Consider the following 16,641-nt stretch of genomic DNA (forward strand, 5'->3'; position numbering starts at 1 on the left):
TATAGATAAGGGTTGGTCTTCGTTTTAAGTTCTGAATTTTCTGTTTTTGAAATTAATATTTAGCACTCATTTGTATATTTTATAATAGTTTTTTGATAAAATCACTGCTTTCGCAGAGGGTTCTTTTTTATGAAAGAAACGTCAATTTTCTTCATATATATATACAAATTGGAGAAATGGGGGAGCGCTATGCGCGATTACTTAATTAAACCACTTGTTGGTCAGCCGTATCCAATGATTTCACATGGAAAAGGTGTGTATTTGTATGATCAAAACGGAAATAAATATTTTGATGGCTCGTCAGGGGCAATTACGGCAGGTATTGGGCATGGCGTAAAGGAGATTGCAGATGTTATAAAAAAGCAAGCAGAGGAGATTGCTTTCGTTTATAGATCACAGTTTACGAGTGAACCAGCTGAAAAATTAGCGAAGAAATTAAGCGATTTAAGTGTAGGAGATTTGAACTGGAGCTTTTTTGTGAATAGTGGTACGGAAGCAAATGAAACAGCTATGAAAATTGCAATCCAGCATTTTCAAGAGCGAGGTATTCAAGGGAAGCATAAAATTTTGTCACGATGGATGAGTTATCACGGTATTACGATGGGAGCCTTATCAATGTCTGGGCATCCACTGCGCAGACAACGTTTCGTGTCAATTTTAGAAGATTATCCAACTATTCCAGCTCCATATTGTTTTAGATGTCCGGTGCAAAAGGTATATCCAACTTGTCAGCTTGCTTGTGCGACTGAACTAGAAAGATCAATTGAAAGAATTGGTGCAGAACATATCGCAGCTTTTATCGCTGAACCGATTATCGGAGCAGCTGGAGGCGCAGTCGTTCCGCCGAAAGAATATTATAAAGTCATTAAAGATATTTGTAGTCATTACGATATTTTATTTATTGCTGATGAAGTAATGACAGGGCTTGGTCGTACTGGCGCATGGTTTGCGATGGAGCATTGGGGTGTAGAACCGGATATTATGACTCTTGGTAAAGGTTTAGGAGCTGGATATACACCGATGGCAGCGACGATTGTAAGTGACCGTGTTATGGAGCCAATTTTACGTGGATCGCGTTCTGTAATGAGTGGGCATACGTTAAGTGCAAATCCATTATCTGCAGCAACAGCTCTAGCTGTTATTGAATATATGGAGAAACATAATCTACCTGAAAAAACAGCAGAAAAGGGAGAGTATTTAATAAAAGGACTACAGAAAGTTCAGCAACAATCGACAATCATTGCTGATGTGCGCGGAAAAGGGTTGCTGATTGGAGTAGAATTGCAACCGTTTACAAAAGCGTCGGAACTTATTTCGGTTGCAGCTAAAAATGGTCTTCTTTTATACCAAGCTGTTTCAGGGCAAGCAGGAAAAGAAGATAGTGCACTGCTTGTAGCACCGCCGATGACAACTACATATTCCGAGTTAGATGAATTACTTTCAATTTTTGCAAAAAGTGTAGAAGAAATGATGCAAAAAGGAGGGCATAGTATCGCATGACAACTATTACGAATACATTCGATAAATTAAAAGAGATAGAGGAAGTAATTTCTTTGTTCCACGATGATATGACATTAATGTTTGGAGGATTTGGGGGGATTGGATCCCCTCCATCTTTAATACAGGCGATTTTAGAAAAAGGAGTTACAAATTTAAATTTAATAGGAAATGACACGGGATTTCCTGATGTAGGAATCGGTCGTCTTGTTACGAATGAAAGAGTAAAATCATTAATTACTTCACATATTGGTTCAAATCCAAATGCAGGAAGACAGCTAAACGAAGGAAGGTTACAAATCGAGTTTTCTCCTCAAGGAACATTAGCAGAGCGTATTCGTGCTGGTGGTGTAGGACTTGGAGGTGTATTAGTTGATGTAGGTGTTGATACGATTGTAGAAGAGGGAAAACGTACAGTTGAAATGAATGGCAAGACATATTTAGTTGAAACAGCATTAACTGCTGAGGTTGCGATTGTATATGCGAAAAAAGCGGATCCGTTTGGTAATCTTGTGTTTGATAAAAGTGCTCGTAATATGAATCCTCACGTAGCTATGGCAGGGGATATAACGATTGTAGAAGCAGAAGAAATCGTTCCACTTGGAAGTTTAGATCCAGAAGAAATTGTTGTCCCAGGAGTATTTGTAAATTATATCGTACCGTCGGAAGGAGTGAATTGGAAATGGGTATGGGCGTAGAAGTGAGAGAAAAGATTGCTAGGCGTGCGGCGAAAGAAATACAAAATGGTATGATTGTAAATTTAGGTATTGGTATACCATCGCTTGTACCGAATCATCTTCCTGACGATATAAACGTTATGTTTCATGCGGAAAATGGAATTGTAGGTATGGGACCTACGCCAAGAAAAGGGAATGAAGACGAAAATTTATGTAACGCAGCAGGTTTACCGACTTCTCTAATTACAGGAGCGAGTTATTTTGATAGTTGCACAGCGTTTGGGATGATTCGAAAAGGTTTATTAGACATAACGATTCTTGGTTCATTACAAGTAAGTGAGAATGGTGATTTAGCAAACTGGATTGTACCAGGAAAACGCGTTCCAGGTATTGGGGGAGCGATGGATTTGGCACAAAAAGCGAAGCGGGTCGTTGTTGTGATGAATCATGTCGATAAATACGGAAATGCAAAGATTGTTTCGGAGTGTACATTACCATTAACTTCAAAGAAATGTGTAGATTTAATTATTACGGATATGGCAGTTATGGAAGTGACGCAGGGTGGACTCGTTTTACAAGAATTAATGAGTCCATACACAGTGGAAGATATAAAACAACATACAGAAGCTGATTTCAAAATTGGCTCTAACTTACTAGTAATCGAATGAGGGGAGATGTAATATATGGAGCAATTAAAAAAGAAAATTTGTGATTATATCGAGAGTCATGAAGAGGAAAGCGTAAAATTTTTAAAACGATTAATTCAAGAAAAAAGCGTATCTGGTGATGAAAGTGGTGCGCAGGCAATTGTGATTGAAAAATTACGTGAGCTAGGTTTAGATCTTGATATTTGGGAACCTTCATTTTCTAAAATGAAAGATCATCCTTATTTTGTATCACCGCGTACAAGTTTTTCAGATAGCCCGAACATAGTGGCAACTTTAAAAGGAAGTGGCGACGGGAAATCTATGATATTAAATGGACATATTGATGTCGTACCAGAAGGAGATGTGAATCAGTGGGACCATCACCCTTATAGTGGTGAGCAAATAGGGAATCGTATATATGGTCGTGGAACAACGGATATGAAAGGCGGCAATGTCGCACTGATGCTTGCGATGGAAGCTATTATTGAATCTGGTATTGAATTAAAAGGAGATATTTATTTCCAAAGTGTAATTGAAGAAGAAAGTGGCGGGGCAGGAACATTAGCGACTATATTACGAGGATATAAAGCAGATGGTGTCATTATTCCAGAACCAACAAATATGAAGTTTTTCCCGAAACAACAAGGGTCCATGTGGTTTCGTCTACATGTGAAAGGCAAAGCAGCACACGGTGGAACGCGTTATGAAGGAGTAAGTGCAATTGAAAAAAGTATGTTTGTTGTAGATCATTTGAGAAAATTGGAAGTGAAGAGAAATGACCGAATTACAGACCCGTTATTTAAAGGAATCCCCATTCCAATTCCAATTAATATTGGGAAAATTGAAGGTGGGAGTTGGCCAAGTTCTGTTCCTGATTCATTAAATTTAGAAGGAAGATATGGTATTGCGCCGAATGAGACTATAGAGGCAGCAAAAGAAGAGTTCGAGAATTGGATCGCTGAATTAAATAATGTGGACAATTGGTTTGTTGAAAATCCTGTAGAAGTAGAATGGTTTGGAGCGAGATGGGTTCCTGGTGAACTAGAAGAAAATCATGAGTTAATTACAACACTAGAGCATAATTTTGTTGAAATCGAAGGGAATGAACCGATTATTGAAGCATCTCCGTGGGGGACTGATGGAGGTTTATTTACACAAATCTCAGGTGTACCAACGATAGTATTTGGTCCAGGAGAGACGAAAGTAGCACATTATCCAAACGAATATATAGAAGTTGATAAAATGATAGCTGCCGCAAAAATTATTGCATGTACATTACTAGATTGGTGTGAGGTGAAAAAATGAAATACTATGAATCTTTTAGAGAACAGACGAATGGCTATACAGTAGAAGGCGTTTTAGACTATTTTAATAAACGTATTCGAGTAGACCACTACACAGGAAATATTCAGAGGATTATCCAAACAATTGACGAATTAGCAGAGAAGCATTCTTTCACTAAATGTATTATTAAAGGAAAGGGAGAGCATGTTTCTACATGGCTCTCTTTCGGTTTTTTATTGGAAGCAACAATACCGCATTATTTTCAAGGTCACGATGCATACTTCTTCGTGAAATTTATTAATGATGAAAGACGAAATAGTATTCATTGGGCTGAGGAAGATACCATTTTAAGCGGTGTTAAAGCAAAAGAAGTAAAGGAAAAAATAGTACCAGAGAAATTTTTATTAAGAAAAGCGACAGAAGAGGATGCGGAAGAATTAGCGGCTGTCTTTGGAAAAGTATTTGAAGTTTATCCGACTCCTTTAAACGAAGCGAGTTATGTAAAACAAACGATGAAGGAAGACGATACAATATACTATGTGTACGAATTCGCGGGGGAAATAATTAGTACAGCATCTGCAGAAATGAATATAAAAGAAGGAAATGCAGAATTAACGAATTGTGCTACTTTACCCGAATATCGTAAGCATGGGTTTATGAAAAGTTTACTAATTAAGTTAGAAGAAGAACTGCAAGAAAAATCGATTTTCTGCTCCTATACAATTGCTCGATCGCTTTCTTTCGGAATGAATGCGGCCTTTCATCAGTTAGGTTATACGTATACAGGAAGACTGGCGAACAACTGCTACATTTTCGATAAGCTGGAAGATATGAATATATGGGTGAAAGATTTGTCTAAATAGTACGGTATAAAAAATAGAACGGAATCGTCATGCTTATAATCGCATATAGGTATGCCGGAAATTCGGCATGTGATTGCTGGATTTTCGGCAAAAGGGGGGATGACATTGCTAGCAGTTTCGACACAAGAAGTCATTGAAGCGATTTTGGGCAGTATTGATGAGGCTATACACGCAGTAGATGAAAATGGTATTACAATTTTCTATAATACTGTAGCTGCAAAACACGATGGGTCAAAAATTGAAAAAGTGTTAGGAAAACATTTGTTAGAAGCGTTTCCTTCTTTATCTAGGGAAACGAGTACGTTAATGAAAGTGTTAGATACAAAAAAACCAATCGTTCATCAAGTTCAGCATTATCAAAATTTAAATGGGGAAGACATTTGTACAGTAAATACGACGTTACCTATTTTTATAGATGGAAATATTGCTGGGGCTGTTGAAATTGCAAAGGATTATTCCACAGTTCAAAAACTTACGGATACAATTGTAGATTTGCAGTCAAAAATAAAGCGGTCATCTAGAAAAAAAGTAATTAAAAAGCATGTTGCATTTGAGACGATTGTGACGGATGATGCTCGATTTAAACAGACGAAAGAATTAGCACAAAAAGTAGCGCCAACTGATGCAAATGTTTTAATATATGGGGAAACAGGAACAGGGAAAGAGTTATTTGTACAAGCGATTCATGAAGCTTCTAAACGGAAGAACAAGCCATTTATTGCACAAAACTGCGCAGCTTTGCCAGAGTCGCTATTAGAAAGTTTATTGTTCGGAACGACGAAAGGTAGCTATACTGGGGCAATTGAACGAGCGGGATTATTTGAACTTGTAGATGGTGGGACATTGTTTTTAGACGAACTGAATTCAATGCCTCTCGATTTACAAGCGAAAATGCTACGTGTATTAGAAGATGGTGTTATTCGTCGAATTGGTGATAATAAGACGAGAAAAGTAGATGTTCGCGTTATTACTGCAATGAATCAGCCACCAGAAATATGTTTAAGAGAGAATAAAATTCGTACTGATTTATATTATCGATTAAATGTCTTTTCATTGTATATTCCGCCGCTACGTGAAAGAACTGAGGATGTCTTATTATTAGCGTCTTATTTTTTGAACGAATATAATAAAAGTTATAAAAAAGGTGTGCTTCAAATGGATAAGGAAGCGAAAGAAAGACTACAAGCTTATCAATGGCCTGGCAATGTTCGTGAGCTAAAACATACGATTGAACATGCTGTCATTATTGCAGAAGGGGATACACTAACAGCCAATTGTTTACCGCGTACATTTCGGAAAGAGAATTTGCCAAAGAAGAAGAGCATATTGCCACTTAGAGAAGCACTTCATCAAACAGAAAAGGAATTAATAGATCAAGCGTTAATTGAAACGGAAGGGAATATATTACAAGCTGCAAAAATGTTAGGTATCCCTCGCCAAACGCTTCAATATAAATTGAGTAAGTACGACAAAACCGCCGAATAATTGGCGGTTTTTGTGTGTTTGCACCAATAAAAGAGCGTTTACATATATAAAAAGTAATGAATATGATAGTATGTATGGATTTTATACAGTGCTTACAAATATTTTTTCGTTTATGTAATAGCGTTCACCGTACATTTACTTATCAATAATGTAAAGTTGGCATAACTATTGCTTATATAAAGGATGAGCGTATAAAAAGGGGGAATAGCAATGTTACATGATGTATACAAACCAAATCGTCACTGGAAGGATATCGAGTTGTGGAAGGATGTTACTGAAGAGCAATGGAATGACTGGGTTTGGCAATTAACGAATACGATCAAAACTTTGGATGACTTAAAGAAAGTGATTAATTTAATACCTGAAGAAGAAGAAGGCGTTAAAATTTCAACAAAAACGATCCCGTTAAATATTACACCGTACTATGCTTGGCTAATGAATCCTGATGACCCACGCTGTCCGATTCGGATGCAATCTGTACCGATCTCGGAAGAGTTATATAAAACAAAATATGATTTAGAAGATCCGCTTCATGAAGATGAAGATTCACCAGTTCCAGGTCTAACACATCGTTACCCAGACCGCGTATTGTTCTTAGTAACGAATCAATGTTCTATGTATTGTCGTTACTGTACACGCCGTCGTTTTAGTGGACAAATTGGAATGGGTGTGCCGAAGAAACAATTAGATGATGCAATTGGTTACATTCGTGATACACCACAAGTACGAGATGTATTAATTTCTGGTGGAGACGGTCTTCTTATTAACGATAAAATTTTAGAATATGTATTAAAAAATTTACGAGAGATTCCGCATGTCGAGATTATTCGTATCGGAACGAGAGCGCCGGTAGTATTCCCGCAGCGTATTACAGAAAACTTATGTAACATTATTAAAAAATACCATCCAGTATGGTTAAATACACATTTCAATACTTCTATTGAAATTACAGAGGAATCGAAAAAAGCATGTGAAATGCTAGCGAATGCTGGTGTTCCAGTCGGAAACCAAGCAGTAATTTTAGCTGGTATTAACGACAGCGTTCCAATTATGAAAAAACTTATGCATGACTTAGTAAAAATCCGTGTACGTCCATACTACATTTATCAATGTGATCTATCTGAAGGTATTGGTCATTTCCGTGCACCAGTATCTAAAGGTCTTGAAATTATTGAAGGTTTACGCGGTCATACATCTGGTTATGCGGTTCCAACATTCGTTGTAGATGCACCAGGAGGCGGCGGGAAAATTGCGCTTCAACCAAACTATTTAATTTCGCAAAGTGCAGATAAAGTTGTGCTTCGTAACTTTGAAGGTGTTATTACAACGTATCCAGAGCCAGAGAGCTATATCCCAGGAAGAGCAGAAGGGTACTTTAAAGAAATCTATCCAAACTACGAAGAAAAACGTTCAGATGTTGGTATCGCAGGTCTTATGAGTGATAAGAAATTTAACCTTGTTCCAGACGACTTACAGCGTATGAGCCGTCGTAAAGACTATGAAGATAATGACACTCATGCATCACTAAAAGATAAACGTGATAAGCGTGATCAACTTAAAGATAAAAAGTATCAATCGCAAATGGCTAAATTAGAAGAAAACGACAAAAAAAATGAGGGTGATGCAGTATGAATTGTATGTGGTGTGACAGTACAGAAGCGAAAGAAAGCTTGAATACTGTATATTGGGAATTACCAGATGGTACGAAAGCCATTGAAATCCAAGAGACACCATGCATTTCTTGTTCCTCATGTGGTATGGACTATCAAGCAGATCAAACAGTGAAAGAAATAGAAGATCAATTGTTTCTAATTTATACGAAAGATCTACCAAAACAACTAACATATGAAGAATTAATGGGAAGACCACGTCTATTAAAAAGAAATTATTTCGACTTTTAACCAGCTTTTATGCTGGTTTTTTTCTTTTTTGCCTTGTATAATGTATCCAAGTTAGAAAGGCAGGGAATATTTTTGAAAAAGACATTTTACCACTATATGATGAAGCATCGTGCAGCTTTATTTAGTAATGAAGTATCGAATTTAGCAGAAGCAATGTATGATGATTTAAGCTTTCCAAAGCAATCTGAAGATTATGATGAAATTAGTTCATACTTAGAGTTAAGTGGATTGCTAGAAAGTATGTCTATATTTGATGAAGCTTGGGATTTATACATACAAGAGAGATAAGAACTATATGAATTTTTTGACGTGAAGCTAGTCTATTTGCTAGCTTTTTTTTATGTTGTAAATAATTTTTTTATACGGTGATATTTTTTATTGAAAAAATTTATGAATATACGCTTCTGTGATAAGCGTTTTTATGTAGGTTGCATATACTGTTATCAAAATCACGACGTCAAAAAAAGGAGAGATATAGATGGCGAGAAAAAAGCAACCTAAATATAACGTAGGGGACATAGTCGTGATTACGCTATATGGAACCGTTGGTAAAATCACAAATATGAAGGTTTTAGATGGAGTTTACGTTTACGAAGTCAATAATCACGATGGGTTTTACGTAGAGCAAACGTTGCAGCATGTTTCAGAGCAAGATATGAAAAAAGGTGAAACTGAGTGGATTGAATTAAATTATAATTTCACATTTGGTGATCTCGTGCAAGTAACAGGATACGATAAAGATGTGTTTCGAATTGTTGGTTTTCGTACAGAAGTATGGAGATATAAAAATGACGCATGGGAAGATACTATATACGAATTGTCACGAATTACGGATGGTGAATGGTTAGAAGCGGATGAATCAGATTTAACGTTACTTGCTAATGCTCAAACGGCAAATGCAATTTTGAAGAAAATGAAACAAGATAAAGCTGGTATGAATAAATTAGATTTAGGAAAATTAAAGTCAATTAACAACTCAAAAAAAGTGAGTGTTAAGACAAATCGTCAAGAGATCATTGATGGATTACTTGATATTTATAACGATTATCAATTGTTATTCGATACATTTAAAGATGAAGAATACAAAATTGTTATGGATGTTGTTCATAATTATTTAGTTAAATTGACAGAGAAAAAATAGTTAACTAGAAAGAGAGAATGAATTGAACAACAACATATGCAGTATAAGGTATGCCTACAATTATTAAAAAAATAAAAAGCCATTTAATAAGAGAGTCTGCCCATTGATCTTCATGCATGAACTCTTCTTTTGTTTGCCCTACTTCTTGTTCTACCTCATATTGGTATTCCATAATTAAATCCCCCTTTTTGATAGCTTGTACTACCATCGTATGCATCTCGTCCAAAGGATATGACCTATAAAAAAAGAAAAACTATTTTTCTAATCTCATATACATAATTTTGAGATTTTTTCATAAAACAGAAATAAAGGAGTGATGCTCATGAAGGAAATTGAGGTCGTAATTGATACGGAAGAGATTGCGGAGTTTTTTTATGAGCAACTAATTGAAAGAGGGTACGTCCCAAAACGAGAAGAAATTGAAGATCTCGCAGATATTACATTTGAGTATTTATTAGAGAAATGTATGATTGATGAAGTTTTTGATGAAGATGATGAGTGAAAGTAACGGCGGGCTTAACTCGTCGTTTTTTACTCTTTACAAACTTGTCACAAATATAGTCGGAAATTATTGGTATAATTAAAAGAAAATTTTACTCAAGAGGTGAAGGGATGTTCAAAAAAATTATTGATTCTTTATTAGGTAGGAAAAAAAATCGTTCGTATTCTAGTAGTGATTATCGCCATAGAGGTCGCTCTTATTCAAGTAGCGATTATAAACGACGTTCATCTGGTTATGGGCATCAGCATTATAAAAGAAAACGTAAAAGTCGTAGCTTCTTTTCAAGTAGCTGATGAAATGGCGTCGTATACTAGCTTTATTTGATAGACCACTGCGAAAAAATACAATCGTTGCAGAACGTTATAAAATTGAATCAGTAATTGGAATGGGCAGTTATGGGGTTACATATGTCGTTAATGACTTACAAATAAATAGATATAAAGTCTTAAAACAATTAAGACAGAGTAAACAAAGATATGAGTCTGGTAGAAAATCATTTGAACAAGAGAAAATGATTTTACAAACATTAAATCATCATGCAATTCCTAGTTTATATGATCATTTCGTATGGGAGAAAAAAAGCTTTTTCGTGATGGAATATATGCCTGGTAAAAATTTCGAAGATTATATTTTCTTAGATGGGCATGCATATACAGAACGTGAAGTTTTTAAAATTTTATATGAAATATTAGAAATTGTATCGGTGTTTCATAGTAAAGGTATTATTCACCGAGATTTACGTATTCCGAATATATTAATGAAAGAAAATCGAATTAGTATTATTGATTTTGGTTTGGCTAAATTGAAGGGTGAGGGTGATGAACGAGCTACAACTTATGAAGGTGAACAAGCTTTGATGCGAGAAGTTCAATTTCGTAGCGATTTTTATGCGCTTGGTCATTTCTCGTTATTTTTATTATATGCAGGCTATGAATCTAATGAAAAACATGAAAAACCATGGTATGACGAATTAACTTTGGAAAATTATAACCGTGAGATGCTTATGCGAATGTTACAAATAAAAACGCCGTACTATGAGAATGTACAAGATTTAAAAAAAGATATAGCTTTTGCTTTAGAAAGGATGGAGGTTCCATGTTTCAAAAGTTTTTAGCAAGTGTTGGTATTGGTAATGCAAAAGTAGATACAGTTCTTGAAAAAGATGAGTATATTGTTGGAGAAGAAATACTAGGGAAGGTTCATATAACTGGTGGTTCAGTTAGCCAACAAATTGAAAGCATTTACTTAACGTTATCGACGTCGTATGTACGAGAAGTGGATGATAAAAAAGTAACAGCAACATATGATTTAGAGCGAGTTCGTTTAACAGAACCTTTTTCTGTTGAGCCGAATGAAAAAAAAGAAATTCCATTTTCATTTATAATGCCAGTTGAAACGCCGCTTACACTTGGAATGAAAACCGTTTGGGTGCATACAGGTCTTGATATTAAACGCAGTATAGATCCAAGTGATCGTGATTACATTCAAGTGTTGCCCAATGCACTATTAAATAGTGTGTTAGAGAGTGTAAATCAATTAGGTTTTAAAGCGCGTCATATAGAATGTGAAGAATTACCGTATCGATTACGTAAGCAAGTTCCGTTTGCACAAGAATTTGAGTTTGTTCCTGTTTCCGGAGAGTATTATGGGAAATTAGATGAATTAGAATTATTAATCTTACCAAGCGCATACGATCGCTTAGAAATTATTATGGAAGTAGACAGAAAATCTCGCGGATTAGCAGGTTTATTTGCGGAAGCGCTTGATCTTGACGAGAAAGTGGTTCGCTTTACAGTAACGAACGAAGATATTCCAACAATGCAAGAAAAAATTAACAATTATATTTTTTAATAAACTATGCATAAAAAAGAAATGGAGAGGAAAACTAAAACAACCGCTCCATTTTTTTGCATAGTGAGGTTATGTATGTGAAACGATATCGACATTTATACTTGTTAAGTTTTACGCTACTCATTTGTTTTGTCGTATTATCACTTTCGTATCATACCGCTTGTATTGAGAAATTTGACAATATAGTCGCGCATTTTATTCAAAGCTTTCGAAACGATTACTTGACAGCCTACTTTACTTGGGTGTCTTTTATCGGTTCCAAAAGAATATATTTTCCGTTACTCATCATTCTTGTAATGTATTTTCTCGTTAGAAAAAAGTTGCTTAGTGCATTACTTCTAACAATTAATTATTATGGATCTCGTTATTTAAACAGTATGCTTAAACTATGGTACGAACGAGCAAGACCTGATGTAACGCAGCTTGTTACTGCAACTGGATATAGTTTTCCGAGCGGTCATACGATGAATGCTACTGCTTTTTTAGGATTTATTGCATACGTCACAATTACAGAAGAACGTATTACATTGCATAAAAAATTGTTGATTATTTTTATAGCGAGCTTTGTTGTATTATCTATTTCAGTTAGCCGAATATATCTTGGCGTTCACTATCCATCTGACATATTAGCAGGATGGGCAGCTGGCGGTAGCTGGCTCGTTTTATGTGTTATATTTCATAAAGCGTTCATTAAAAAAGAACCTATGTCATAATAGGTTCTTTTTCCATTGGTTCAACATGAATGTGTGCATGGTAAATGCCAAACTTTTTCCGGAGCATAGCCTCGATGTTATCAGTAATACAATGACTTTCACCAACATCCATACGAGCATCTACTTCGATTGTAATATCAACGTACGTTTGATTCCCGTACATACGCGCGCGAATGTCTACGATGTTTTCCACGCCACCAATATGTTCAATAGCACCAGCGTACTCTTCCATCTTATCTGGATCGATTCCATCCGTTAACATATGAGAAGCTTCTACGAAAATCTCCCATGCAGTTTTACAAATAAGAAGGCCGACAATTAAAGCGGCAATAGGATCTAAAATAGGCATTTGGAATTGCGAACCGACAATACCTACTACTGTACCGATACTTACGAGTGCATCTGATAAATTATCCTTTGCAGCGGCTTCTAATGATTTGCTTTTTGTGCGCGCTGCAATCTTTTTCGTATACAAATACACAAAGTACATAACGACAGCAGAAAATAAGGCTACCCATGCAGCAAGTACATTCGGCGCTGCTTGTTTCGGATTTAAAAAAGATTGAATTGCACTAATAATAACTTCTAATCCGACCGTTGCCATAATAAAAGAAGCAACAAGTGATGCAATTTGTTCTGCGCGTGAATGCCCATAAGGATGATCTGGGTCACGAGGTTTACGAGAGATTTTTAGACCAATTAATATTGCTAAAGAAGCACCGATATCCGTTAAGTTATTTAAACCGTCAGCACGTAATGCGCTAGAGAGGGTAATATAACTGATGATAATTTTCATAGAGGATAAAAATATGTAGGCCATAATGCTGACAATAGCACCTTTATCAGCTTCTTTATGAGAAAGAGTATCCATTTTAATCACTCACCTTTCTACAAGGAATTTCTTTCTATAAATAGAGTACCAAACGAAACTCGTGTGGGTCTATACAAACATTGTTGACGTTTTTTAGGTTTTTAAGAAGGGGATAACAAAGTTTCGTGAAGGAAAAATATGTTGTAAAGTGCAAAGTTAGGGTATGAACGCGATTTGGATCGAGGGGATAGGGAAAAGGATAGATGTATTATGATGAATCCGTATACTACACCGCTCAAAGGTGATTGGGCAAAATAAAAACCCTCTAGAAAATATATTTCAGAGGGTCTTCATCTTAGTATGCTTCTAAAAACTCAGTAACTTGCTCTTCAGTTTTTGCGTTAGCACTATGTAAGTGGCCTAGCTTCTCACCATTTTGATATACAAGTAAACTTGGAATACCCATTACTTGATACTCTTCAGCGATACTTGGGAACTCATCTTTGTTAATAGAATACCATTCAAACTTATTGAACTCTTCCATTACATCTCCGATAAAGTTGTCCATACGAACACAATCTGGGCACCATGTAGTAAAGAACTTAACAACTACTGGCTCCTCACTTGCGATGATGTCTTTGAATTCCTGTTCAGATTTGATTTCTTTCATGTTTTGTTTCTCCTTTTTCACTATTAATATTTTAGGTTGGAACCTCACTTTTCTTTATAAGCTTTTTCTAGGGTTGTGTCAAACTTCTGAATTGTAAGGTTACTATTATAAGTAGGGTAATTCAAATTGTATTCATGATAGCCATTGCTATAACGTTCTTTTCCTCACATATTTTTATGAGATGTTTATGAAGCGACTGAAATGTAATGTCGGATAAAACAAGCAATCTCTTTCTGGTACTTAGAGAAGGTAAACGGTGGATAATCATTACTCATAAATTTTATGAGTGAATTAAACAACAAGCAGGAAATTCAAAAAAAGATGTAGGGGATGCATGTATGAATTTAGAGGAATCGTAATAAGAACGTATTCGTGAAGTTGTGAGAGAAGAGATTAGGGCGGCGTTATATGAGTTCCAGCAATAATCACAACCCCAAAAAGTAATATGGGTGAAAGAAGCGTGACTAACAAGAGGGGAATTTGCTGCACTGTATAGAGTGAAAGAAAAAACATGATGTGGAACGCGAAAGGGATCATAAGAACATCTTAGGAATTATTTAGCGGTTAAGAAGTCAGGGGAATTAGGATGTTGAAATGGGTGAAGGAACAAAAACGCCCACCTTGCATTGTTTGTGAGAAACAAGAAGGTGAGCTTCAATTAAAAGAAACGAATTGGATTTGTGAAAATTGTGCCCAAATTACGCATGAACAAGGTATTGAAAGAGATACCTATACCCTTTTACACCTTATTCCATAAATAAGAAAGCTGGTGGGCTTCTGATTCAAGAGCTATTAAATGATCATTATTAATAGAGTTATTCGTATACATTCTGTTCTTTTGGATGTTAAGGACAGTATAATTCACATCGTTATATTCATTTGAAAATGTTGATTCATTTAATAATGTCAGTGTTGAGTTGATGTTATATTTATCAATTCGCTCTTTTTTTCCTTTGAAAAATAGTTTAATAAGATGCGGCTCATCATTAATGAGCAAACCGAGTTCAGGTGATGAGCGGACGATTAAATTATCTGATAACCAATGTGATTTACCTGGATCAAACCAAGAGACTTCTTTGCTTTTAATAAATTTTTTGTACTGCTTTATAACATCAATGTAGTTTTGCTTTTTCTTCCGATCAACAGTTTGTACTAATGTTTCAAAACAATCAAAAGGTAGTTCGTTTTTATGAAATTTAATAACAGTTTCTCGTAATTGTTTCCAGTAATCAAAAACTGGGTGATATTCAGGTTGAGATTTTAAATTCTTTACAAAATTTGTTTTAGCTGCACTACTTTTCAGTGTGAAGTCTAAAAATTGTGTAAGTCCCACTTTAATTTCCGCCATGTTACACCTCCTTTCCAAATGTTACTAATTCAATATTAGAAAGGGAAATCCTGCATTTTTAAGGAGGTGAACTAGATGCTAGAAAAACCGATGTTCATACACAATGGCTATTGTATTTCTTGAGCTTGGTATTCATGGAATACTTTCTAAGAGGAGGTAACAGCAATGGATCTACACCCAGTAAATGATAATAATACGAAAAAAGCATTGGAAGGGTTTTTAAAAGCAGTGGAAAAAGCCCAGAAAGAAGAGAATGAAAAATCAAAGAAAGCAAATAAAGAAGATGAGTGCAGCGCGCTATCGTTAAAATGAAGAATAACGTGCTTTTTTATTTTCTTTATAAAGTGTATGCTTATTTATTGATTTACAGATGTGTGTTACGTGAGCATAGTGTTTTTGATAAATAATAAAATGGTTATACGGCGGAAATAAACGAAAATGTAATTATAAGAAAAAAGGTCCTGGTGTTTCCAACAGGACCTTTCCTAAAATGGAAAAGAGTAACTCTTACCCTACTCTTTTCGTATAAAATACATAAAAAGGTAGATGTGTATAAAATAAAATGGATTATTCGAATATTATGTTTAGAAATAAAGGGTGGAATTTTAAATAATGAATTAATTTACAAACGTTGATTTATCAAGTGATTGAAATGAATTCTTATTAAATTATAGTTAATAAATTGATATCGAGATAATAAGATATATGATTTTTGCATATCAGATTGTTAAAAGTCAACAAGGTTATAAAATGTCAAATGTTATGGAATTTGAGGGAGAGTAATACTACAATTTCATTCATCTGTTTACAATATGAAATAAATTAATTTGAATAGAATTGAAAAATAGGAGTTTACCTTAAACATTTATTACAGCCAAGAATATTTATAATAATATGAACAAAGAAATAGGTCCAATTTTTGTAATGTTGGAGGGGATTATAATGGACATAACTCAAAGTGTGGCAAGAATAGTGGTTAATGGGAAAGACCTTTCTTTCACTTCAGTTCAAACCTCAGCATGGAATAATGGACCAGTAAATGATTTAATCGTTACGACGAATCAGAGAGTGAATGAGCTTTATCAATTCATGTGGTCACAAGTACCAGTTATGATGTCCGTATATTTTCTTCAAGGGGCGGATTTAATGAGGTTCGTTAGGGTTGCTGGAATTGATGAACGTGTAACGGGGGAATATATATATCATTTCATTTGGGGATAAGAAAAATTCAAAGTAGCCTGACAGCTGCTT

Annotated in this window: 22 protein-coding genes; 18 read left to right on the forward strand and 4 right to left on the reverse strand. The window is 35.3% G+C overall.

Going from position 1 to position 16,641, the window contains the following annotated elements; genetic code table 11:
- Positions 1–189: 189 nt before the first annotated feature.
- From DT250_RS16505 to DT250_RS16550, 10 genes are all read left to right on the forward strand, one after another.
- Entirely contained in the window at positions 190–1,500 is a 1,311-nt protein-coding gene (locus DT250_RS16505; protein ID WP_001205889.1) for an aspartate aminotransferase family protein, read from the forward strand.
- Complete coding sequence (gene atoD / locus DT250_RS16510) at positions 1,497–2,195, forward strand: acetate CoA-transferase subunit alpha (RefSeq protein ID WP_000208097.1); 699 nt, start codon at positions 1,497–1,499, stop codon at positions 2,193–2,195. The genes DT250_RS16505 and atoD overlap by 4 nt, the downstream gene beginning before the upstream one ends.
- The gene (locus DT250_RS16515; RefSeq protein WP_149213354.1) at positions 2,180–2,842 is read left to right on the forward strand and encodes a CoA transferase subunit B; all 663 of its coding nucleotides are present in this window, start codon (positions 2,180–2,182) and stop codon (positions 2,840–2,842) included. The genes atoD and DT250_RS16515 overlap by 16 nt, the downstream gene beginning before the upstream one ends.
- A 15-nt stretch (positions 2,843–2,857) precedes the next feature.
- Positions 2,858–4,126, forward strand: a complete 1,269-nt coding sequence (locus DT250_RS16520) for a peptidase (RefSeq protein WP_088063274.1) — start codon at positions 2,858–2,860, stop codon at positions 4,124–4,126.
- The gene (gene ablB, locus DT250_RS16525; protein ID WP_088063275.1) at positions 4,123–4,968 is read left to right on the forward strand and encodes a putative beta-lysine N-acetyltransferase; all 846 of its coding nucleotides are present in this window, start codon (positions 4,123–4,125) and stop codon (positions 4,966–4,968) included. The genes DT250_RS16520 and ablB overlap by 4 nt, the downstream gene beginning before the upstream one ends.
- A gap of 99 nt (positions 4,969–5,067) precedes the next feature.
- Positions 5,068–6,453: an arginine utilization transcriptional regulator RocR gene (gene rocR / locus DT250_RS16530; protein WP_087982480.1), complete on the forward strand. Its 1,386-nt coding sequence runs from the start codon at positions 5,068–5,070 to the stop codon at positions 6,451–6,453.
- A 210-nt stretch (positions 6,454–6,663) separates the two neighbouring features.
- A complete protein-coding gene (kamA, locus tag DT250_RS16535) occupies positions 6,664–8,085 on the forward strand; it encodes a lysine 2,3-aminomutase (RefSeq protein WP_000902134.1) in 1,422 nt (473 codons plus the stop codon).
- Positions 8,082–8,354, forward strand: coding sequence for a YokU family protein (locus tag DT250_RS16540; RefSeq protein WP_000995761.1), 273 nt, complete (start codon positions 8,082–8,084; stop codon positions 8,352–8,354). The genes kamA and DT250_RS16540 overlap by 4 nt, the downstream gene beginning before the upstream one ends.
- A gap of 72 nt (positions 8,355–8,426) precedes the next feature.
- Positions 8,427–8,642, forward strand: coding sequence for a YozE family protein (locus DT250_RS16545; protein WP_000750728.1), 216 nt, complete (start codon positions 8,427–8,429; stop codon positions 8,640–8,642).
- Positions 8,643–8,832: 190 nt separating this feature from the next.
- Positions 8,833–9,495: a hypothetical protein gene (locus tag DT250_RS16550; protein ID WP_000101496.1), complete on the forward strand. Its 663-nt coding sequence runs from the start codon at positions 8,833–8,835 to the stop codon at positions 9,493–9,495.
- A 4-nt stretch (positions 9,496–9,499) separates the two neighbouring features.
- Here the strand turns inward: DT250_RS16550 and DT250_RS16555 are convergent, their stop codons facing one another.
- Positions 9,500–9,667, reverse strand: coding sequence for a DUF3930 family protein (locus DT250_RS16555; protein ID WP_000456535.1), 168 nt, complete (start codon positions 9,665–9,667; stop codon positions 9,500–9,502).
- Positions 9,668–9,817: 150 nt separating this feature from the next.
- Here DT250_RS16555 and DT250_RS16560 point away from each other — a divergent pair, with 150 nt between their 5' ends.
- The 5 genes from DT250_RS16560 to DT250_RS16580 all read left to right on the forward strand — a co-directional run bounded on the left by DT250_RS16560 (position 9,818) and on the right by DT250_RS16580 (position 12,561).
- Positions 9,818–9,997 (forward strand): YozD family protein, encoded by a 180-nt coding sequence (locus DT250_RS16560; RefSeq protein ID WP_087982478.1) that lies wholly within the window; start codon positions 9,818–9,820, stop codon positions 9,995–9,997.
- Positions 9,998–10,107: 110 nt separating this feature from the next.
- Positions 10,108–10,290, forward strand: coding sequence for a hypothetical protein (locus DT250_RS16565; RefSeq protein WP_000473373.1), 183 nt, complete (start codon positions 10,108–10,110; stop codon positions 10,288–10,290).
- Positions 10,290–11,111 (forward strand): serine/threonine protein kinase, encoded by an 822-nt coding sequence (locus tag DT250_RS16570; RefSeq protein ID WP_149213355.1) that lies wholly within the window; start codon positions 10,290–10,292, stop codon positions 11,109–11,111. The genes DT250_RS16565 and DT250_RS16570 overlap by 1 nt, the downstream gene beginning before the upstream one ends.
- On the forward strand, positions 11,093–11,848 hold the full coding sequence (locus DT250_RS16575) for a sporulation protein (RefSeq protein WP_048563103.1): 756 nt from the start codon (positions 11,093–11,095) through the stop codon (positions 11,846–11,848). Before DT250_RS16570 ends, DT250_RS16575 begins: the two co-directional genes overlap by 19 nt.
- Before the next feature lie 77 nt (positions 11,849–11,925).
- Positions 11,926–12,561 (forward strand): phosphatase PAP2 family protein, encoded by a 636-nt coding sequence (locus DT250_RS16580; RefSeq protein WP_000833364.1) that lies wholly within the window; start codon positions 11,926–11,928, stop codon positions 12,559–12,561.
- Here DT250_RS16580 and DT250_RS16585 read toward each other — a convergent pair.
- Positions 12,551–13,432, reverse strand: coding sequence for a cation diffusion facilitator family transporter (locus DT250_RS16585; protein ID WP_149213356.1), 882 nt, complete (start codon positions 13,430–13,432; stop codon positions 12,551–12,553). The two genes, DT250_RS16580 and DT250_RS16585, sit on opposite strands and share 11 nt — an antisense overlap.
- Positions 13,433–13,727: 295 nt before the next feature.
- A complete protein-coding gene (locus DT250_RS16590; RefSeq protein ID WP_000658777.1) occupies positions 13,728–14,042 on the reverse strand; it encodes a thioredoxin family protein in 315 nt (104 codons plus the stop codon).
- A 586-nt stretch (positions 14,043–14,628) separates the two neighbouring features.
- On the opposite strand from DT250_RS16590, the gene DT250_RS31695 reads away from it, so the two are divergent.
- The gene (locus DT250_RS31695) at positions 14,629–14,799 is read left to right on the forward strand and encodes a hypothetical protein (protein WP_179952847.1); all 171 of its coding nucleotides are present in this window, start codon (positions 14,629–14,631) and stop codon (positions 14,797–14,799) included.
- Here DT250_RS31695 and DT250_RS16595 read toward each other — a convergent pair.
- Positions 14,782–15,390: a hypothetical protein gene (locus DT250_RS16595; protein WP_149213357.1), complete on the reverse strand. Its 609-nt coding sequence runs from the start codon at positions 15,388–15,390 to the stop codon at positions 14,782–14,784. The two genes, DT250_RS31695 and DT250_RS16595, sit on opposite strands and share 18 nt — an antisense overlap.
- A gap of 165 nt (positions 15,391–15,555) precedes the next feature.
- Here DT250_RS16595 and DT250_RS31700 point away from each other — a divergent pair, with 165 nt between their 5' ends.
- Both DT250_RS31700 and DT250_RS16600 read left to right on the forward strand, forming a co-directional pair.
- The gene (locus tag DT250_RS31700) at positions 15,556–15,702 is read left to right on the forward strand and encodes a hypothetical protein (RefSeq protein ID WP_179952848.1); all 147 of its coding nucleotides are present in this window, start codon (positions 15,556–15,558) and stop codon (positions 15,700–15,702) included.
- 630 nt (positions 15,703–16,332) lie between these two features.
- Positions 16,333–16,611: a hypothetical protein gene (locus tag DT250_RS16600; RefSeq protein WP_149213358.1), complete on the forward strand. Its 279-nt coding sequence runs from the start codon at positions 16,333–16,335 to the stop codon at positions 16,609–16,611.
- Positions 16,612–16,641 lie beyond the last annotated feature (30 nt).

The sequence above is a fragment of the Bacillus sp. AR2-1 genome, assembly GCF_008368755.1.
Taxonomy (GTDB): domain Bacteria; phylum Bacillota; class Bacilli; order Bacillales; family Bacillaceae_G; genus Bacillus_A; species Bacillus_A wiedmannii.